The sequence below is a fragment of the Pristimantibacillus sp. Z349TD_6 genome (genome assembly GCF_056173205.1).
In genome coordinates this window covers 6,574,915-6,595,004 of record NZ_CM149662.1, presented here as the reverse complement: position 1 = coordinate 6,595,004, position 20,090 = coordinate 6,574,915, and the positions used below count along the sequence as shown (strand labels likewise).

The 20,090-nt window shown below is 43.3% G+C and carries 18 protein-coding genes and 2 pseudogenes; 17 read left to right on the top strand and 3 right to left on the bottom strand.

Translation table 11 applies throughout. From position 1 onward, the window contains the following. Window positions 1–17: 17 nt before the first annotated feature. The 3 genes from AC0VYE_RS28600 (at window position 18) to AC0VYE_RS28590 (ending at window position 3,940) form a co-directional block, all read left to right on the top strand. The gene (locus tag AC0VYE_RS28600; RefSeq protein WP_475444024.1) at window positions 18–1,784 is read left to right on the top strand and encodes a glycoside hydrolase family 2 protein; all 1,767 of its coding nucleotides are present in this window, start codon (window positions 18–20) and stop codon (window positions 1,782–1,784) included. A 100-nt stretch (window positions 1,785–1,884) separates the two neighbouring features. Beyond that, on the top strand, window positions 1,885–2,622 hold the full coding sequence (locus tag AC0VYE_RS28595; RefSeq protein ID WP_076267155.1) for a GTP cyclohydrolase II: 738 nt from the start codon (window positions 1,885–1,887) through the stop codon (window positions 2,620–2,622). Window positions 2,623–3,067: 445 nt separating this feature from the next. Further along, window positions 3,068–3,940, top strand: coding sequence for a DUF421 domain-containing protein (locus tag AC0VYE_RS28590; RefSeq protein ID WP_076267154.1), 873 nt, complete (start codon window positions 3,068–3,070; stop codon window positions 3,938–3,940). 1 nt (window position 3,941) lies between these two features. Here AC0VYE_RS28590 and AC0VYE_RS28585 read toward each other — a convergent pair whose 3' ends face one another. Further along, window positions 3,942–4,274: a winged helix-turn-helix transcriptional regulator gene (locus AC0VYE_RS28585; RefSeq protein WP_076267153.1), complete on the bottom strand. Its 333-nt coding sequence runs from the start codon at window positions 4,272–4,274 to the stop codon at window positions 3,942–3,944. 226 nt (window positions 4,275–4,500) lie between these two features. On the opposite strand from AC0VYE_RS28585, the pseudogene AC0VYE_RS28580 reads away from it, so the two are divergent. Further along, window positions 4,501–5,218, top strand: a pseudogene (locus AC0VYE_RS28580) (aldo/keto reductase); the annotation flags it as partial. 81 nt (window positions 5,219–5,299) lie between these two features. Here the strand turns inward: AC0VYE_RS28580 and AC0VYE_RS28575 are convergent. Further along, window positions 5,300–6,028 (bottom strand): YhcN/YlaJ family sporulation lipoprotein, encoded by a 729-nt coding sequence (locus tag AC0VYE_RS28575; protein ID WP_475444021.1) that lies wholly within the window; start codon window positions 6,026–6,028, stop codon window positions 5,300–5,302. A gap of 368 nt (window positions 6,029–6,396) precedes the next feature. Here AC0VYE_RS28575 and coxB point away from each other — a divergent pair, with 368 nt between their 5' ends. From coxB to AC0VYE_RS28520, 11 genes are all read left to right on the top strand, one after another. Further along, the gene (gene coxB / locus AC0VYE_RS28570; protein WP_076267151.1) at window positions 6,397–7,449 is read left to right on the top strand and encodes a cytochrome c oxidase subunit II; all 1,053 of its coding nucleotides are present in this window, start codon (window positions 6,397–6,399) and stop codon (window positions 7,447–7,449) included. Between the two features lie 74 nt (window positions 7,450–7,523). Then, window positions 7,524–9,371, top strand: coding sequence for a cytochrome c oxidase subunit I (gene ctaD, locus AC0VYE_RS28565; RefSeq protein WP_076267396.1), 1,848 nt, complete (start codon window positions 7,524–7,526; stop codon window positions 9,369–9,371). After that, window positions 9,368–9,985 (top strand): cytochrome c oxidase subunit 3, encoded by a 618-nt coding sequence (locus AC0VYE_RS28560; protein ID WP_076267150.1) that lies wholly within the window; start codon window positions 9,368–9,370, stop codon window positions 9,983–9,985. The genes ctaD and AC0VYE_RS28560 overlap by 4 nt, the downstream gene beginning before the upstream one ends. A gap of 3 nt (window positions 9,986–9,988) precedes the next feature. Next, on the top strand, window positions 9,989–10,306 hold the full coding sequence (locus AC0VYE_RS28555; RefSeq protein WP_076267149.1) for a cytochrome C oxidase subunit IV family protein: 318 nt from the start codon (window positions 9,989–9,991) through the stop codon (window positions 10,304–10,306). A 91-nt stretch (window positions 10,307–10,397) separates the two neighbouring features. After that, the gene (ctaG, locus tag AC0VYE_RS28550) at window positions 10,398–11,294 is read left to right on the top strand and encodes a cytochrome c oxidase assembly factor CtaG (protein WP_076267148.1); all 897 of its coding nucleotides are present in this window, start codon (window positions 10,398–10,400) and stop codon (window positions 11,292–11,294) included. Between the two features lie 35 nt (window positions 11,295–11,329). Next, a complete protein-coding gene (locus AC0VYE_RS28545; RefSeq protein ID WP_339204859.1) occupies window positions 11,330–11,791 on the top strand; it encodes a DUF420 domain-containing protein in 462 nt (153 codons plus the stop codon). Window positions 11,792–12,042: 251 nt separating this feature from the next. Continuing rightward, window positions 12,043–12,768, top strand: coding sequence for a hypothetical protein (locus tag AC0VYE_RS28540; protein WP_076267146.1), 726 nt, complete (start codon window positions 12,043–12,045; stop codon window positions 12,766–12,768). Window positions 12,769–12,797: 29 nt separating this feature from the next. Continuing rightward, window positions 12,798–13,184 carry a GntR family transcriptional regulator gene (locus AC0VYE_RS28535; RefSeq protein ID WP_076267145.1) on the top strand — a complete coding sequence of 129 codons (387 nt, stop codon included), beginning with the start codon at window positions 12,798–12,800 and terminating at the stop codon, window positions 13,182–13,184. A gap of 12 nt (window positions 13,185–13,196) precedes the next feature. Continuing rightward, window positions 13,197–14,114, top strand: coding sequence for an ABC transporter ATP-binding protein (locus AC0VYE_RS28530; protein WP_475444017.1), 918 nt, complete (start codon window positions 13,197–13,199; stop codon window positions 14,112–14,114). 17 nt (window positions 14,115–14,131) lie between these two features. Continuing rightward, window positions 14,132–15,034: an ABC transporter ATP-binding protein gene (locus tag AC0VYE_RS28525; RefSeq protein ID WP_076267143.1), complete on the top strand. Its 903-nt coding sequence runs from the start codon at window positions 14,132–14,134 to the stop codon at window positions 15,032–15,034. Further along, window positions 14,994–16,343: an ABC transporter permease gene (locus AC0VYE_RS28520; protein ID WP_475444015.1), complete on the top strand. Its 1,350-nt coding sequence runs from the start codon at window positions 14,994–14,996 to the stop codon at window positions 16,341–16,343. The genes AC0VYE_RS28525 and AC0VYE_RS28520 overlap by 41 nt, the downstream gene beginning before the upstream one ends. Window positions 16,344–16,662: 319 nt before the next feature. Here AC0VYE_RS28520 and AC0VYE_RS28515 read toward each other — a convergent pair. Beyond that, a pseudogene (locus AC0VYE_RS28515) lies at window positions 16,663–16,872 on the bottom strand (transposase); the annotation flags it as partial. Window positions 16,873–17,443: 571 nt separating this feature from the next. Between AC0VYE_RS28515 and AC0VYE_RS28510 the strand changes: the two are divergent. Beyond that, window positions 17,444–19,216, top strand: a complete 1,773-nt coding sequence (locus tag AC0VYE_RS28510; RefSeq protein ID WP_475444012.1) for a sensor histidine kinase — start codon at window positions 17,444–17,446, stop codon at window positions 19,214–19,216. 4 nt (window positions 19,217–19,220) lie between these two features. Beyond that, window positions 19,221–20,006 carry a response regulator transcription factor gene (locus tag AC0VYE_RS28505; RefSeq protein WP_475444011.1) on the top strand — a complete coding sequence of 262 codons (786 nt, stop codon included), beginning with the start codon at window positions 19,221–19,223 and terminating at the stop codon, window positions 20,004–20,006. Window positions 20,007–20,090: the final 84 nt, after the last annotated feature.

Sequence of the window (20,090 nt, the reverse complement as noted above, 5' to 3'; positions counted from 1 at the left end):
AGGACTGGAGTGGGAACATGATGGATGCAATACGAAATGAATATCCAAGACCGCAATTTGAGCGATCATCCTGGTTAAACCTGAACGGGGAATGGGAATTTGAGTATGACGACTCAAACGCAGGTTGTGATAATAAATGGTTCGAGAGAAAACAGTTTGATCGCAAGATTCAGGTGCCATTTTGTTACCAAAGCGAGTTAAGCGGCATTAATGAAAAATCGTTTCACGATATCGTATGGTATCGTAAAAGTATTGAGGTTCCAACGGAGTATGCTGGGAAACGAATCATTCTCCATTTCGGTGCTGTTGATTATGAAGCAAAGGTATGGGTAAATGGACATTTAGTAGCAAGTCATGAGGGAGGCCATACCCCATTTCATGCAGATATTACTGCTGTGTTGAATGCAATAGGACCCAATAGCATAGTCGTGCGTGCTCAAGATTATAGTAAAGACGTCACGCTGCCTAGAGGGAAGCAGTATTGGAAGGAGCAGTCAGAGCAAGTTTTCTACACGCGGACGACTGGGATTTGGCAAACGGTTTGGATGGAGGCTGTTAATCAGGCGCATGTGAGCCGAGTGAGGTTGACGCCGGATATCGATCATAATAAAATTCATATTCGCAGCTTTATTAAGGGAACGGAACTATATAATGGCTTGCGCCTCAGCATTAAAATATCGTTTGAAGGTGAATTAATCGCTGAGGATGTTATTCGTGTTATGGAGCAAGAAGAGGAGGTCTCTATTAAGCTACATGATTTTAATGATCATGGGCTTGGCCGCTGGTGGTCGCCGGAGAAGCCAAACTTGTATGACGTTGAATTTATGCTGCTTGATGGAGAACGAGAATTGGATCATGTCAAAAGCTACTTCGGCATGAGAAAGATATCGATTGAGGATGGCGTCATTTGCTTAAACAATCGTCCTTATTATATGAAGCTAATTTTGGATCAAGGTTATTTTCCAGGCGGTGTGCTGACAGCTCCAAGCGATGAAATGCTCCGTACAGACGTCGAGCTGACCAAGCAAATGGGGTTCAATGGGGCGAGAAAACATCAAAAAATTGAAGACCCGCGTTATTTGTATTGGTGCGATAAGCTTGGGTTGCTCGTTTGGGGCGAGATGGCCAATGCGTATCAATACTCCGAGCAATACGTGACGCGTATCATGAATGAATGGCAGGAGGCTGTTCACCGTGATTACAATCATCCTTGTATCGTTGTGTGGGTTCCGCTTAATGAAAGCTGGGGAACGCCAAATATATTAATAGACAAAAGGCAGCAGCACCATGCCTCTACTCTATACTATTTGACCAAATCTATTGACGATACAAGACCCGTTATCTCTAACGATGGCTGGGAGCATGTGAAATCTGATATTTACACGGTTCATGATTACGAGAGCCAAGAAGAGATACTGGCAAGTCGATATGCAACGCCAGAAATGTCCGTCAAATGTGATCCTCAAGGCAGAAAAATACTTGTGCCTGGGTTCACTTATAATGGCGAGCCGGTGCAGCTATCGGAGTTCGGCGGTATTTCGTATATTAAGGATAATGAAGTAGGTTGGGGGTATTCTTCGGCTAGAGACGATCAGGATTTCTTGAACCGTTTAGTTGCCGTGATGCGTCCGATTATAGCGGCTGGCGGACTGCAAGGTTATTGTTATACGCAGTTAACGGATGTTGAGCAGGAGAAAAATGGCTTGCTGTCCTTCGAGCGTGAACCGAAGCTTCCTATTGAAACCTACCGAGAGTTAAACAAAGGAATGATCCCGGTTTTATAAGCGATATTCCAATGCTGCGAACTGCACTTAGCATAGCTAATGTACTTACCGAACATAATAGTCGAAACAAAGACTATGAACAGGTCAGGAGCATTGCGATATGTTTAAAGAAGCAGTATCTATAGTTGATCAGAAGATAAAAGTAATTGAAAGCGATCATGGCACTATTTATTTAGTCGGTCCCATTCAACTTCCGGTGAAGCTTGATGAAGGCGAGGCAATTTTTCAATGGTATTGTTGGCTGCTCTGCAAAGAGCAGCTTGACGATGCGGAGCAAGTCATCAAGAAGCTTTCGTCGATTAATTTAGCAGAAATGCAGCAATCAAGCGTGCTGGTGTATGGCGACTTCGAACAGGCAGATGAGGCGTGGATTCGTATGCACAGCATTTGTCATACGGGCGATATTTTTGGCAGCAAACGATGTGATTGCGGTTATCAGCTGCATGAATCAATGCACATGATTGTGGAACAGGGTACAGGCGCATTGTTTTATTTGGCCAATCATGAAGGAAGAGGAATCGGTTTGTTCAGCAAAGCGATGGCTTATTTACTGCAAGAGAAGGGTTATGACACCGTAGAGGCGAATGAGGAGCTTGGCTTTGTTGATGACGCTCGCAGTTATAGTGATGCGATACTCGTATTGAAAGCACTTCGTGAGAAACCAGTGTCACTCATTACGAATAATCCGAAGAAGCTGGATGCCTTGCAGGCGGCGGGACTTGATGTGAAAAATCGTATTCCGCTGTGGGGAGATCGATCGGAGCACAATGAGAGGTATCTCGCGACAAAAGTGAATCGTTCGGGTCATTTTGCAGCAAGCGGTTGTCCTAATGAATAATTAAAGGTTGAAAAATTGGATAGGGCTGCCCCGATAGCACATAAATGCGCTAGCCGGACAGCCCTTATTTGTATCATATATTTAACCGGACCTCTTCTTCTTATAAGAAAGGCCGTATTGGGTCCCCTTATTAACAGCAAACAGCATGTGTACCAAGTTGTCTTAAACTCGCATCCTAAAACAACGAAAGCCCTACCTCTCTTCCGTCCTCGCGGCTCCGATGACCGCGCCAGTGTGAATCAGAAATACATCACGTAACAGGTTTGGAATTAACAGCAAAGAAATCAAAATCTGAGGAAATCATTGAATCTTACTGGGGATGTTATGGGGTTAAATATTATACATTCCCATTATCATACTACATATTATATTTAAATGCAACAGCAAATTACAGCGAATGACTTTTTCCTTTCTGGATACTCTAGAAATGGAAGGGGGAAGTAAAATGCCAAGTTGGATTGAAATTGTACTGCGAACGTTAGCGGCCATCACTATTTTATTTGCGCTTACGAAGGTTTTGGGAAAACGCCAAATTTCTCAGCTGTCGCTGTTCGAGTACATAACAGGTATATCTATCGGTAATATTGCCGCATATATCTCGCTTGATCTCGACAACTTATGGTTTTTAGGGATGGTATCATTAGCGGTTTGGGTTAGTGTGTCGGTCGGAATGGAATTTTTGACCATAAAAAGCAAGAAGGCTCGTGACTTTATTGATGGTAAAGGTACTGTGCTAATTAAAGATGGCCAGCTGCTCAAAGAAAGCTTGCACAAGGAACGGTTGACCTTGGATGAGATGCTAGAGCAATTGCGCAAAAAGGATGTATACCGTGTAGCCGACGTGGAGTTTGCTGTTATGGAATCAAGCGGTGAGGTCAATGTGCTGTTGAAGAAAGCCTATCAGCCTTTAACGCCGGATACGCTTGGCTGGCAGGTGCCGAACGAGCGAGAGGCAATGACCGTATTGATGGACGGGGAAATACAGGATGAAGTGCTCTCAAACCTAGGCCATGACCGACAATGGCTGCTGCAGGAGCTGGAAAAGCGAAATGTGAAGGAATCAGAGGTGTTTTTTGCTCAAATTGACAGCAATGGCGAGCTGCTTATCGATACTGGCGAAGAGAGCAAACAGCCGCAAAATAGTCAACAATCCAAACCAAAGGATCGTGTGATTATGTTGATTGAGCAGTTTGAGGCGGAGTTGATTCGACTTGAACGCTTGTCTCGTAATGAAAGCGATCGACGCGTTTATCAGACTGCAATTGATCGCTTTCAAGCAAGCACCAAGTCACTGCCTGATCAGCTGTTGAAGCATTAGCCTATGTCCATCTAGCCGACCAAAGCTTCATTTCTTTTAAAATATGATGCAAGTCCTCGCCCTTAGGTGTCAGTGTGTATTCGACGGTAACGGGCACGGTTGGAAAAACCTTGCGTTCAAGCACGCCCTTATCCTCGAGATGACGGAGCGTGCTTGTTAATGCACGAGGACTAACCGCCGGAATAAGCCTCTGTATTTCTCCGAATCTTTTGGTGCCGCAAAACAGTTCTCTCAGCACTAAAAAAGCCCATTTACCGCCAATCACATCTAATGTCTTCTCAATATTACATTCGATATGGAGCGGTTCCTTCGGAATGTAATTATGTGCACTCATCGACAATTCCCCTCTCTGCTATCTGCTACCAATAGTATAGTATGTATATTAAAGATAGTAAAGCTAGCTAAAACGCTTTCGGCGTCCTTCTGACGCTGAAGCAGCTTAGACGGTGAAATATAAGATAAGTATGAGAAAATAATATACTTTCTTATATTTTGAAAAAAGATTCACTACTTTAATAATAGAACGTAGTACTATAGACTACAGATGAAGAGCGGAGTAAATCGATTCATGCCCGAATAATCGCGGACTTTCTAGAAAACATATCGTCGAGCAATGTGATGCAAGCTTGAAGCGTTTGGGTACAGATTATATAGATCTTTATCAATGCCACCGCTTTGATTCGGAAACGCCGGTTGAGGAAACTTTGCGGGCAATGATTTGACGGCACACGGGAAGGTGCTTTATGCAGGGGTCAGTGAGTGGACAGCTGCGCAAATTACGGATGCTGCTGCGATAGGCAAACGTCTTAACCTCCGAAAGCTAATTTCGAATCAACCGATTTACAATATGTTTGAGCGGTATATTGAACGAGGCGTAATCGAAGCTTGTGAGCAAGAAGGCATGGGGCAGGTTGTTTTCTCCCCGCTTGCACAAGGGATTCTAACAGGTAAATACAAGCCAGGCCAAGCCGTGCCAGCAGGCAGTCGTGCTGCAAATGATAAAACAAATGACATTATAAACAGTTATTTGCGTGAAGATGTGCTGCAGTTTCAGAGAAACTGCAGCAGCTGGCTGCAACGATTGAAGCATCGTTATCACAATTTGCATTAGCATGGGTGCTGCGTCAGCCGAATGTAAGCTCAGCTATTATCGGTTCGAGCCGACCGGCTCAAATCGAAGAAAACATAAAATCAGTAGATATTGAGCTGACAGATGAGCTGCTATCACAAACTGAAGCAATCTTGGCAGAAATCAGTGGCTTTGCACCGATGCGTTAAAAAGCAAAATGATAGAAATAACAAAAAGGCTCTTCAAGAGAAGTGCCTTTTTGCTATATATATAATAGAAGCGATTTTTTTTTAATGATTCATTTGGGTCTCGGAGGGGCTGTAGGTGCCTGGTTGTGTAATTGGAGAAGGCATATCCTTTCCACCGGCAAAATGATAGTTCACTACAGTATTGAATTTATCGATATGTGGCATTAAGGATCGACCGCCCCAAGCTTCCTTGGCAAAATCGTTGAAGTAATTTACGAACTCCATATTGGCTGAAATATGAACTTCTTGTACAGCTGGAGCGAGCTCGCGAACTCTAAGAGCGACAGTCTGCTTAAGTTCATCCGACAAATCATTAACATCGTTGACTGAGAAATAGGAGTTGTACGGTGATACAAGAATTTTACTGTTGCCATACGGACTGCCCGTATCATGGTTATATACGCCTTCACTAGTGCCTGTATTGTCTTGCTCGCTTTTGCCGCCGGAATTGCGAGTGCCAACTGCGGTCCAATCAAGCATTAAGCCGACATAAGCATTTTTGTCTGTGAGCATAACGATTGCGGAAGCTACACCGTTAAGATCAGTTACTTTGCGTGAGATGACGGAGCTGTATTCAAAAAATGAATTATTATGCTGGTCAGCATTGTTCGTAGCCTTGCCATAAGCTCTGCCGCCGAGCATCTTCGGATCGTTAGCTTGACGGCTTCCATAATCGGTGTCGCTTTGCTGAGCATACTGTTTGTAGGCACAGCCGGCTGAAGTTGTTATCATGACTGCCGACAACAGCAAGGCGGCAATTCGTTTAACCATAAAGAACGGACCCCCATTCATACGATAATGGCTTTAGTTTTTGCCGCGGCTCCGTAAATATACGTTTTTGCAAGCATACATAATTGACCATGGGTTTGGTGCACAATGTAGGATAGAGAGAACGCCATGCAGACGGGCTAAACAACACAGTTTATCATGCGAAAAAACGCAGTAATGATGCGAATTTGACAGCTTTGAGAACAATTTGTGAACTCTCTGTGGAACATTGACAAATAGGGGCTTCAACTTTATATTTAATAAAGTGATTTAAGTTGCAGGAGTTGTAATAACATCTGTGAAACACGCAGCCAGCCGTATGCCACGTGAAAATTAGGCAGCTGCGAAAACGTCAAAAGTGGGGTTGATTAATGATGAAACGGTGGCGATTTGTAAAACGGCTTGCGCCGCTTATGGCCATGATGGTGCTAGTACTAGCGGCTTGCGGGCGGAGCGATTTGTCGACGCTGAATCCTCAGGGACCTGTAGCGGAAGAACAATTCGGGCTGATGAAGCTGGCAATTGGAATCATGTTGATCGTGATTGTTGCCGTATTTGCGATTTCTTTGTTTGTAATTATTCGTTTCCGCAGACGTCCGGGAGACAAAACAATTCCTAAGCAGGTGGAAGGAAATCATAAGCTTGAGATTATTTGGACAGTAATTCCAATCATCATGCTTATCATTTTGGGTGTTCCAACCGTTCAATCCGTATTTAATCTTGCTAAAGACTACAGCAAAGATCCGGAAGCGGTTCAGGTCATCGTTACTTCACACCAATACTGGTGGGAGTTTGAATACCCAGCTTACGGAATCAAGACTGCACAAGAGCTTATTATTCCAAAAGGTAAGACGATCTCCATCACAGCGAAATCCGCAGATGTGCTTCACTCATTCTGGATTCCATCGCTTGCTGGGAAAATCGATACCAACCCTGGTGCAAACGTAAATAAAATGTACTTCTCTGCACCAAAAGAAGGCGTTTACCTGGGTAAATGTGCTGAGCTTTGCGGACCTTCACATGGTTTGATGGATTTTAAAGTTAAATCAGTGGACGAGTCGTCATTTGATCGTTGGGTAGCTGCACTTAAAGAACCTGTAGCGCTTCCAAGCGATCCGGCAATTGCTAAAGCCTTTGAAAGCAAATGTCTATCTTGCCACGCAGTGGGTGATTTGGGCGGACCTGCTTATCCTAACTTGACAGGTATCGGAAGCCGTGAGACTGTCGGGGGTATACTTGTTAACACCGATGATCCGCAATATTCCAATGAAGGTTCAGTATACGACAACTTGCACCGTTGGATCAAAAACCCGGACGAAGTTAAACCGGGCAACCAAATGGGTAAAATCGAAGATTTGACTGAACAAGAGATTGAAGGTATTGCTAAATACTTATCTGAATTGAAGCTTAACTACGAACAATAATTTATCGGTGATTGAAGGAGGTACCTACTTTGGCTCATGCGCATACGCATAAGGTCAAACGTTACAGCGGTCTGATGGACTGGCTGACTACGGTTGACCATAAAAAAATCGGAATATTGTATATGATTGCCGGCGGTTTTTTCTTCCTTGTCGGTGGTTTGGAAGCGATTTTGATTCGGGTTCAATTGTGGAAGCCGCTAAATAACTTTGTTAGCGCGGATACATATAATGAGCTTTTAACCATGCACGGAACGACGATGATCTTCCTTGCAGCGATGCCGCTTTTATTCGCCTTAATGAATGCGGTTATACCGCTTCAAATCGGCGCGCGCGACGTAGCTTTCCCTTTCGTTAACTCATTAGGCTTCTGGACATTCTTGTTCGGCGGTATTTTGCTTAACGTGAGCTGGTTTACTGGCGGCGCTCCAGATGCAGGCTGGACATCATATGCACCGCTCGCTGGGACGACCTATAACGGCGATCACGGCGTTGACTATTATGTACTAGGTTTGCAAATAGCGGGTATCGGAACACTTATCGGGGGTATTAACTTCCTCGTAACGATTATTAACATGCGTGCTCCAGGCATGACGTTCATGCGTATGCCGATGTTCACATGGGCAGCGTTCATTACTTCGGCGCTAATCCTGTTCGCATTCCCTGCTTTGGCAGTTGGTCTAGCGGCACTCATGTTCGACAGATTGTTTGATGCAAATTTCTTTGATCCTTCTGGCGGCGGTAACGCGGTCCTATGGGAGCATATTTTCTGGATATTCGGGCATCCTGAGGTTTATATCCTCATCTTGCCGGCCTTCGGCGTTATTTCCGAGGTAATAAGTACATTCTCACGTAAGCGTTTGTTCGGTTACAGCTCGATGGTATTCGCTACAATCCTGATCGGCTTCTTGGGCTTCATGGTTTGGGCGCATCACATGTTCACGGTTGGTCTTGGACCAGTCGCGAATGCGCTGTTCTCCATTGCAACGATGCTTATCGCGGTTCCAACAGGTATCAAAATTTTCAACTGGCTATTTACGATGTGGGGCGGTTCCATTAAATTCACGACAGCTAACTTGTTCGCTGTCGGATTTATACCAACCTTCGTAATGGGCGGCGTTACCGGCGTCATGCTGGCAGCAGCACCTGCTGACTTCCAATATCATGATTCTTATTTTGTCGTAGCGCATTTCCACTATGTTATCGTAGGTGGTTTGGTACTGGGTATTTTCTCAGGCCTTCACTACTGGTGGCCAAAAATGTTCGGACGCATGCTGAATGAAACACTTGGTAAATTGACGTTCTGGACATTCTTTATTGGCTTCCACTTAACATTCTTTATTCAACATTTCCTTGGCTTGCTAGGTATGCCTCGTCGTATTTGGACATATCTCGACGGTCTTGGTTTCAACGAAATGAACATGATCAGTACAGTGGGCGCATTCTTGATGGGCTTTGGTACAATTTTCTTCTTGCTGAACGTTGTTATCACAGCTTTCAAACCACAAAATGCACCAGCTGATCCATGGGAAGACGGTCGTACTCTAGAGTGGACGATTCCATCTCCACCTCCTGAATACAACTTTGCTCAAACACCGCTTGTACGCGGCTATGATGCATACTGGAAAGAAAAAACGGACGGTCACAAGGGCATGACGCCTGCGGAGCCAATTGGTCCAATTCATATGCCTTCTCCTTCGATCCTGCCTTTCTTCATGGGATTTGGATTGTTTATCGCAGGTTTAGGTTTCATGTACGCTAAAGATTGGGGCAACTTGTTTGGATCATTCAAATCAGGTTATGCTCTCGGTATTGTTGGTTTGCTGATCCTGTTCGGTTGCATGTTCCTTCGTTCCGTAATCGATGATCACGGCTTCCACATTGAAGAAGAAGAAATCCTTAGAGATATGGGGGGTAAAGCATGAGTGCGCATTCGCATGTAGAGGGGCAATTGCCTCATGAGCCCGAAAAGGCGACCCTCGAGGGACGCAATAAAGTATTAGGCTTTTGGCTTTTCCTTGGCGGAGAAACTGTATTGTTCGGAACGTTGTTCTCAGCGTTCCTAGCACTACGGAATCAAGTCCTTGATGGACCGCCAGCACATGAATTGTTCCAGCTTCCACTCGTTGCGCTTGCGACAGCACTTTTGCTTACGTCAAGCTTAACAAGCGTGTTCGCTGTTCATGCGCTGCATACAAACAGAGTGAAGGCGTTAATTAATTGGCTGATTATTACGGTCATTCTTGGCGCAGGTTTCCTTGCTCTTGAAATTTATGAGTTCTGGCACTATGTACATGAAGGCCACGGCTTTACAACGAGCGCATTCAGCTCCTCGTTCTATACGCTGGTAGGTTTCCACGGAGCACACGTTGCTTTCGGTATTACATGGATCACATTGATTATTATTCAATTAGCAAGAAAAGGATTGACTGTAGTAACAGCACCTAAGGTATATGTAGCTGGTATGTACTGGCACTTTATCGATGTTGTATGGGTATTCATTTTCACCGTCGTTTACTTGATGGGAAAGGTGGTTTAATCCATGGCAAGCAATCATACAGCCACTGAGGAAAGCCCCAAGCGTCATAAGGTCGAAGGACCTAAGAAGCATATTATCGCGTTTATTTTCTCGATCTTGCTTACGTTCATCGCATTCGCGACCGTAATAAGCGGAGAAATCAACAAAGATTTTATCTACATCATTTTGATCGGCTTAGCGGTATTGCAAGTATTCGTACAAATGGCATTCTGGATGCACATGAAAGACCGTGGTCATACTTTCGCAATTATTGGGATTTTGACTGGTGTATTCATCGTCTTCACATGTGTCATTATGGCTGAATACTGGGCTTGGTGGTAACCGATTTAACTATTGGAGGAGAGGAGGGTCCCGAGGCTTGGGTCCCTCCTCTTTTGTAAAAAAGCTAGCGTAATTGAAAGGAGTTTCCACGATGCTTGGCTTACAATATTTTCGCTTCGAGGAATTGTGGACCCCCATGTTTCTATTCGGAATGGCCGCAATCGTCATTCTATATTTTTACTTAATTGGACCATGGCGTGAGAAGAATGCTCCTGAGGCTGATGCAGCGACAAAGCTTCAGAAGTTTATGTTTGTTTCGGCTGCAATTATGTTTTATATGGTTCACGGAGGACCTTTAAATCTATTAGGTCACCTTATGTTTACATTTCATATGGTCAATATGTCAGTATCTTATTTAGTTGTACCGCCGCTAGTATTGCTTGGAGTTCCAAGCTTCTTATGGCGAAAAATGTTCTCCGCTCCGTTTTGGAAAAAACTTAGCTTCATGATGCATCCTATTATTTGTCTTTTGTTGTTTAATATTTTGTTCTCGGTTTATCATGTCCCAATTGTCCATGACTATGTGATGACGCACTTCTCTGTGCATCGTCTTTATTATTTTATTTTGCTTGTAACGTCGTTTATGATGTGGTGGCAGATTGCCTCACCTGTTCCGGAGTGGAGCAGACTTAGCGATGTGAAGAGAATGGCTTATGTGTTTGCGAACGGTATGCTTCTGACACCAGCTTGTGCTTTAATTATTTTTGCCAAAACGTCTATGTATGCGATTTATAGCGATCCTAATGTTTGGGTTACAGCGATGGGTTACTGTGTATCGGGTGATCCGAGCCGTTTGCTGGAGAGCTTTAGCGGTCCGCAATTTTTTAATATTATGGACGTTGTTGAAGACCAGCAGCTTGGCGGAATCGTCATGAAGTTCGTGCAGGAAATTATGTACGGCATTATATTGGCGTATATATTCAAGCAATGGTTCAAGCGTGAGCATAAGGACGATGAATTGCCGAATACGAATACAGGAACAGCTTAGTACCAATTATTTAACGAACATTAGGTGGGGTAAAAGTGGACAAATATAATATTGTACCGACAATCAGTACTTTCTTCATCGTGCTTAGTGCGGTGCTGGTAGCCGTAGGCTGGAGGCTCGCGATTAAGCGCAGGCTGGCGGAGCATCAGAAGGTTATGTTCTATGCAGCAGTGTCAGCAACGATCTTCTTCATCGTATATGTATCGCGTTCGATATTCGTAGGAAATACAATCTGGGGCGGCCCAGACAGCTTAAAGCCTTACTATTTTGTCTTCTTATTGTTCCATATCGTGCTTGCTACAGTTGGCGGCGCATTCGGAATTACAACACTAACGCTTGGTTATAAGAAAAAGTTTGCCAAACATCGCAAATGGGGTAAAGTAACTTCAGTAGTTTGGTTTATTACAGCTATTACAGGCACAGCGGTGTACGTATTGCTGTATCTTATGTATCCAGGCGGCCATACGAAACCCGTTATTGATGCTATTTTCGGATAGAAAAGATATTGTGTAAGCCATGTTTTCAAAAGAGACTACTCTTTTGAGAACATGGCTTTTTTTATGTTTATGCAGAAGTGATTGGCTTGCAAATAGGGGGATTTCCATTGTGCAGGATTATTTACCGTAGAAGGGAATTCTCCTCCAAAAATCTTTTTATGGGAGTACTTGACATCTGTGTATACACTGAATATACTGTGTATAAGGATATATACAGTATATTCGCTAAGCGATTGAAGGGAGCAAATGCTGTGGGGTTATGGAAGGGTGCATGGTATTTAGCGAAGCATGAGCTGGCTAAAGATCGTTGGAAAAGTCTTTTTACATTATTTTTTATTGGATATTTATTGTTATTTACCGTTCCTTTAATGCGAGATGGCTTCATAGGGGAAAATGGACCATTCGGAAACTGGTCACTCGATTTCATTTACCTTTCGATTCTGCCTGTTCTAGGGTTCATTGCTAATAAGACAATGATGCGTTCCTGGAAAGAGAATTCCTATACGAGGAAGATCGCACAATGGAGAACGCTGCCGATTTCATCGAAACAAATTGCACTAGGGAGAATCATTCAGCTGGCTATCGTATTGTTTGCTGCTCAACTTGTTTTCTTCTTATTGCAATTTATCATTGCACGGAATATGGGCGTTGATATTTCAGCCTTAAGCTTCGTGTTATATGGAGCAAGCTGGTTTGGCTATTCACTGACAATGGGGATTGGTTATGTATACTGGGAATTGGGGCATTCAGGAAAAACATATTTTTTCTTCAACATCACTTATCTCGCTTTTCTGCTTATCTTTTCAATCAGTCTAGCCTTTTTGGATATTGGAAATATTGTCTCAAGTTCGCTGCATGCAATCGAGAACGGCAGTTGGTGGCTGCCAATCATAACCGTAACTATTGGTGTTGCTGCTGCGTTCCTCGGCGTTAAACGAATTGAAAATCGGCTGGAGAAAAGAACCTACAGAGCATAGATATTTGAGAATGGAAGAAGGTGAACCTCATGCGGCTGCCGATCCAAATTAATGAACAAAGTGCAGAGCCGCTTTATCATCAGATCGAAGTACAATTGCGAGCCTTAATCGTCAGCGGCCAACTTTCGGAAGGGATGCTGCTGCCATCGATTCGCGAGCTTGCCCAAACCGTCAAGTGCAGCGTGATTACAGTAAAAAGAGTATATAACGATTTGGAAGCGGAAGGGCTGCTTCGAACAAGGCAAGGAACTGGCACCTATGTGGCACAGGTAGGTGATCAGGAACGTGACCGGCATCGTCTTGCTGCTGTTATTGAAGCGCTAGAGCAGGCAGTTGTAGCCGGCAAGCGGGTTCAGTGCACAGAGGAAGAGCTGCAGACGATGTTTAAAGAAGCGATGAGCAAGCATTTTGATTAAAGGGTGGGACATATGATGAATGAGACGATGGCGATACAATTAGACGGCGTTGTGCAAAATCGTGCGAGCTTCAAACTAGGGCCGGTCCATATGAGTATTCCACAGGGTTACATCACTGCCATTGTTGGGCCGAACGGATGCGGTAAGAGCTCCACCTTTCGCTTAATGCTTGATCTGGATAAAGCGGATGTGGGCACCATTCAGCTGCTTGGAGAGCAAGTGGAGAATGGGCTCAGCACAGAGGTTAAAAAACGAATTGGTTACCTGCATGATCAATCCTCCCCGCATGAGGACAACATGAAGGGGACGGAGAAAGCTGAGTTTCATCGCTTCTGGTATGACAAATGGGATGTGAATCGTTATCGGGAGCTGCTTCGCATTCTTGAGGTCGATGATAATCAGCTGCTTGGCAAAATGTCGAAGGGGATGCGTCGCAAATTTGAATTTGCACTAGCCCTAACACATAATCCGGAGCTGCTCCTGCTCGACGAGCCTTCCTCAGGGCTTGATCCGCTTGCATGGAAAACGATGATTGAGGTGCTTCATCGGTACATGGATCGAGGAGATCGTACCATTCTTATGACCTCCCATATCATCGAAGAGGTGAAACGACTTGCTGATTTTATCATCTTTATGGCTCAAGGCAGAGTGCTTGGCATGTACGAGAAGGATGAGTTATTCAGCAGTTGGTTTACGTTATTTGTAAGTGGAGCGGATCTGACTCCGAAGAAAGCAGCGTTAATCCCAGGTCAAACCGTTGTTGAGCATGCAGGCGGTACGACCTATCGAATTGCGACAAATCAGGCTGCAGAAGCTGAAGCATGGTGTGCTGAGGAAGGCTATCAGATTGTAAGCAGGCAGGCACTAGAGCTGGATGAGATTATGAATGCTTTGCTTACACAAGATAGATTAAATACAAGAATGAACTAGTAGAGGGGAGTAATGAAATGAATCCATTAATAGTAGAAAAGGTAGTTAAGCAATACGGGGATAAAACAGCAGTCAACGAAATTAGCTTGGAGGTAAGTGAGGGCGAGATTTACGGCCTGCTCGGGGCCAACGGCGCCGGCAAAACAACAACGATGCGGATGGTGCTCGGCTTGATCTATCCGGACGAAGGGCGAATTCTCTACAACGGAAAGCCTTACAGCAATGAGCAGCTTAGCCTGCTCGGGTATTTGCCGGAGGAGCGCGGGCTGTATCCGAAGGTGAAGGTCAGCGATCAGATCATCTATCTGTCGCAGCTCAGAGGAATGTCGAAAGCGGATGCCGACCGCAACCTGAAGCAGTGGCTGGAGAGGTTCGAGGTGCCGGAATATTACAACAAGAAGGTCGAAGAGCTGTCGAAGGGGAACCAGCAGAAGATTCAATTCATCGCGGCTGTCAACCACAAACCACGCATCGTCGTCATGGACGAAGCGTTCAGCGGACTTGACCCCGTCAACGTCGAATTGTTGAAGTCGACGGTGAAGGAGCTGCGCGACTCCGGCTCGAGCATCCTGTTCTCGACGCACCGGATGGAGCATGTCGAGGAGCTGTGCCGCAACATTACGATTTTGCATCGATCGAACACGGTCTTGAAGGGTAGTTTGAAGGAAATAAAAAAACAATTTCCGAGAGAACGTGTCATCCTTGGCACTGACAAAGAAATTAGCGGACTCGATCGGCTGGCTGGCGTAACCGGCGTCACACGCACGGAGCGCGGCTACGACATTGCCATCTCCTACGAAGCGGCGGGTGCTGACATTCTACGTTTGGCGATGGAGCAGGCGAACGTGAATCATTTCGAAATCAAGGAACCGACGTTAAATGAAATCTTTATCCGAATGGTGGGTGATCGTCATGAATAGTTTCTGGACGGTAGTAGGGTTTACGATCCGGAATAAGGTCAAAGGCAAAGCTTTCGTCATTACTACGTTGATTATCGCGTTAATTCTCAGCATCGGCATTAATCTTCCTTATATCATTGCACAGTTTGATAAAGGCGACAAAGTAACAAATATCGGCTATATCCAGTCGCAGAGCGAACAAGCGGCGAGCGGTACGGCAACAGGCGACAGCTTGAAGGCGTACTACGAGAAACAAGAAAATTCGAACATCGTGATGGTTCCTCTTGAGGACAAAGGCGATGCCTCGGCAAACGAGAAGCAGCTGAAAAAAGCAATCGATGAAGGGGAAATCAAAGGCTACCTTGAGTTCGGCGATATGACGGACAGCGGTTTCCCGGAAATGACTTACAAGTCCGAGAAGCTGATGGAATTCGGCATGACGGAATCACTGCAGGGAGCGCTTTTGCAAATTCGCCAAACGAACGTGCTCCAGGATGCAGGCCTTTCGGCCGAGCAAATGGCGCAGCTTTCGGCTCCGATCAAGATCGGCACCGTTCAGATTTATACCGGCGAGGGTTCGGGCAGCGGCAACACGGGCAGAACACCGGCGGAGCAAGGCGTCAACATGGGCGTCATCTATGTCATGATTATCTTCCTGTTCATGGCAATCATGACCTCCGGCAACATGATCGCGTCGGAGATTACGGCGGAGAAAAGCTCGCGCGTCATGGAAATCCTCATTACGAGCGTATCGCCGCTGAAGCAAATGTTCGGCAAAATATTCGGCATGTTCGTCGTCGTCATCGTGCAGGTCACATTCTACTTAGCCGTCATTCTGACGAACATATCCATGCCGCATAACAAAGGGGCATTAGGCAATCTCGACATCGACTTGTCGCTCGTCGATCCGATTCTGCTCATCTACGCGCTGCTGTTCTTCCTGACGGGTTTCTTCCTGTTCGCGACGCTGTACGCGGCGGTCGGTTCAATCGTAAGCCGGACGGAAGACCTGGGTCAAGCGGTCATGCCGCTGACATTCGTCTCTCTAGCGGGCTTCTACATCGCAATCTTCAGCATAAGCGCGCCGGACAGCATGCTTGTGAAGGTGACGTCGTACATTCCGGTCTTCTCGCCATTCGTCATGCTGCTCCGCCTTGGGCTGACGGAAGTGCCGATGTGGCAGACGCTTCTCTCTTTCGGCATCTTGCTCGTCTCAATCTACGCAGCGGTCTACATCTCCGCTAAGATCTATCGCACCGGCGTGCTTATGTACGGCAAGCGCCCTAGCTTGAAAGAAATCCGCAAGGCTATGAAGGCGTATAAGATTTAGGAGTAGTTCTTGGTTCCATCTGTGTGGGTAACGGTTATACATGAGACAGGTTACGACAATAGATGAGACAAAAAACAGTTATAAATGAGACTTAAATATGCCCTGATATGATCATGAACATTGATCTATCAGGGTTTTTGTGTTTTGATCTCAAAATATTGATTACATTAGACTCTAAGTGAATTATAAGATGATTTGATCAAAAATCATCATAATAAGTGAGACTTGTTGTCTTAGCTAATTAGATTTCACTTTCCTTTTTATTAACAATAAGAGCTATAGATCAAATCAGAGGTAGTGTCAAGAATTATGTGTAAATGAATATACTTCTCCAGATCGATTTAGGGAAGCTGTAGAACGTAAAGATGTGCGGGTTTTCTTCTAGGGATTTGATCACTTTAAGATAGGATGGTTTCCACTTGTCACAAAAGCGATCAAGTACTGCCAGGCTGGCTGCTTCATCATCGCTCGATACACCGACTAAAAAGTCTTCACAGATATCCGTAAGATCAAATACACGTACTTTATGGTGGCTTAGCAGTTAAACCACTTCCTCTATATATATACCATATGGCGGCCACAATATCCGGTCATGTGGGGGCGTCAGTAACAACATATCTCTTTCCCTTGTAATATGGATAGGGAAGGATTGTGGCATCCTATACTATTTACAAATATCTACAAAATAGAGCGAGTTTTCATGTATTATTAAAGTAGAAGTCGTGTAAGTCGTTCGAGGTAACCGGAGGGATTACATAAGTATATATCTAAGTTGAGTAGCCTTGCAGAACTTTCAACTGACGACTGTATTTGCAATTTAGACAGGTATCGGAGCTCTCAGATCAACTATCAACGGAATAGTTTTTTTTAGACTGTTGTGAGCTGAAACAATCTATGGTGTGATAGTGAGTATTAGGAAATAGCCAAAGATTATACTGAAATTGCCGTAAAACCTGAGTCTACAATTTTAAAAACATTCGGTATAGTTTAATTTTAAGAATAGGATTTTTTTATTAAATTGAGAAGCCAGGTATGCAATGTAAGCAGAGTTGTTATGCGGCTTTAATTTGATATTAGACTTGGAAGGAGGAGAGAGCTTGATGATGAAACGCAATTTGTTGCAAAGATTAATTAAAAAAATTATTCCTTCGACATTGAAATACAAGCTGTTTCTTGCTTATTTATTGTTACTTCTTATCCCCTTGTCTGCAATTAATTTATATAGTTTTTATACGGTTGAGAAAAAAATGTGGCTGAAAAGCAGTGAGCAAAGTCAAAGTACGCTTGAAGTGATTCGGCAGGAGCTAGAGGATTACATGGGGATTGCTGTGAAAACTAAGATACTACTTGAGCAGAATCTTTCAATTCAAGATAAGCTGAAAAATCCTGAAAAATATTCTTATCTGGATCGAAGAGATGAAATTGAAGCTTTGTTTAATGGCTTAACGAGCAGTTTGTATCTTTCTGCACCTTTAGTATTTTATACGATAAACGATCTGCAAGGGGGAAATTTTTTAACCTATCGACCTCTAAATAATGATAATCAATCGAAGATAATGATAGATATGTTTGAGGAAATGCAGTCTCAAAATGAGGCTTATCTATGGAAAAGAGAAGCTAGTTATGTGGTTCGAGATTATACGATAAGTCCAGAGCTCTTGTCATTATATGCTGTATTGAAGGACGAGCAATTGAGTACGTATGGAATTGTAAGAATTAGTATTGATTATAAGCAATGGCTCTCAAAAATGAAAAAACAGTCGGTCAATAATGAGAAATATTATATTCTCGATCAAAATGGAGAAATCGTATTAGCATCTGACGAAGACGATGAAATGGATGGGAAAAAAGTAATAGAGCAAATTAGAAAAAATGAATCATCAAGTATCAATGATGGTCAATTTGCTTATCATTCTAGCTATTTACCTACTCTGAATTGGTATTTAGCCCGGGTTATCCCTATTAATATATTATTTGCTGAAACAAATCAATTGCGATCCTCCTTTTTTTGGTCGTTTAATATATTAACTATTATTTTTATTATTGTTACTTTCGCTACTTCCTCTAATATGAGTCGTCCATTGCGAGAATTACAACGTAAAATGAGACAGTTGGCAAGCTCCAACTTAAAAACTAGAATCGATGAAGAACGATTTGATGGGGAAATGTTGACGTTTGTACAAAACTTTAATTCTATGGCTGATGATATTGAGAATTTGGTTGCAAAGTTAAAAAGAGAAGAGAGACAGAAGGAAGCAGTTCGATTTCAGGTGTTGTTATCACAAATGAACCCTCACTTCTTGTTAAATACTTTAAATATGATAAAAAGTATGTCGGTTATACCTGAAGAACGGCATAAAGTGCATGAGGTTAGTGTAGCTCTTGGTAAAATTTTGGAAACAGGGCTTAATGTTGATATTGACATGATCTTTTTAGAAGAGGAAATGCAATTAATACATTCATTTATTTTTATATATGAACAGCGTTTTGGTCAAATCGTAAAAATAAAGTTTGAGAGTGAGCCGAGTTTGCAGCATACGCTTGTGCCGAAATTCAGTTTGCAACCGCTTGTAGAGAATGCGCTGATTCATGCATTTAAAGATAATGCAGAACCAATAATTGTTATACGAATAGTAAAGCTGGATAGCTATTTAGTTATTGAGGTTTCTGATAATGGGATTGGTATAGACAAAGCGAGGGAAACAAAAGTATTGAGAAAGCGGAAAGGGATAAGTCTCGATAATATTCGGGAACGCTTACAATTGTTGTTTAAGGAAGATGCACAGTTTGAAATGAATTCTTCTGAGAATGGGACTACAGTGCACTTGAAGATACCATTTTTAAAGTCGGAGCCATATAAAGAAGGGGGCTAGCATCATGTGGAAAACGCTTTTAGTTGAGGATGAACCGTATTCTTTAATGTATTTGAAAAATTTTATGGCCTGGGAAGAGGAAGGTTTTACAATTGTAGGAGAATGCCGGCAAGGTGAAAGTGCATTGCAATTTATTAGGAAATACCAGCCCGATTTGGTCATTTGTGATATTATGATGCCGGAGATGGATGGCATTACTTTGTTAAAAACGGTGCGTAATGAGGGTTTTGATTGTCGTTTTATTATGCTTACTTGTATGAATGAGTTTGAATATGCTCAGCAAGCGATTGAATACGGGGCATCCGGTTATGTATTGAAATTGTCTTTAGAACGTGATAAGTTTCAAGCCATCCTCCAAAAAATGAATAAAGAATTGCAGCAGCAGAGAAAGCTGACGATGGTTGAGCATTTATTGCCTCAGCTTCAATTGAGTGATAATGAAGAGAGGTACACCGATCATCCCGAAGTGAATAAAATCATAAGTTACATTTATGCGAATTATAGAGAACAGATCACATTAAAAAATATGTCTGACTACATAAACATGAACCAAAGCTATGTAAGTGAATTATTTAAAAAAAAAACGAAGCATACTTTAATTTCCTTTGTACAGCGAGTAAGGATAATTAAGTCGATAGCGCTATTAAGAGAAACTGACTTTACAATTGCACATATTGCTGAGTTATCCGGTTTTATAAACGTCAATTACTATGTCCGTATATTTAAAAAGATGATGGCTGCAACGCCAAGTGAGTTTCGCAAATTTCTAACTATATCCGAAAATGATTAAAGCAAGAAACAAAATCTGTGCAATAGATAGCGAAATCTGTTTCTTCTAAGCTATTTATAACAATGGTATTCTTGGGGTGTAATT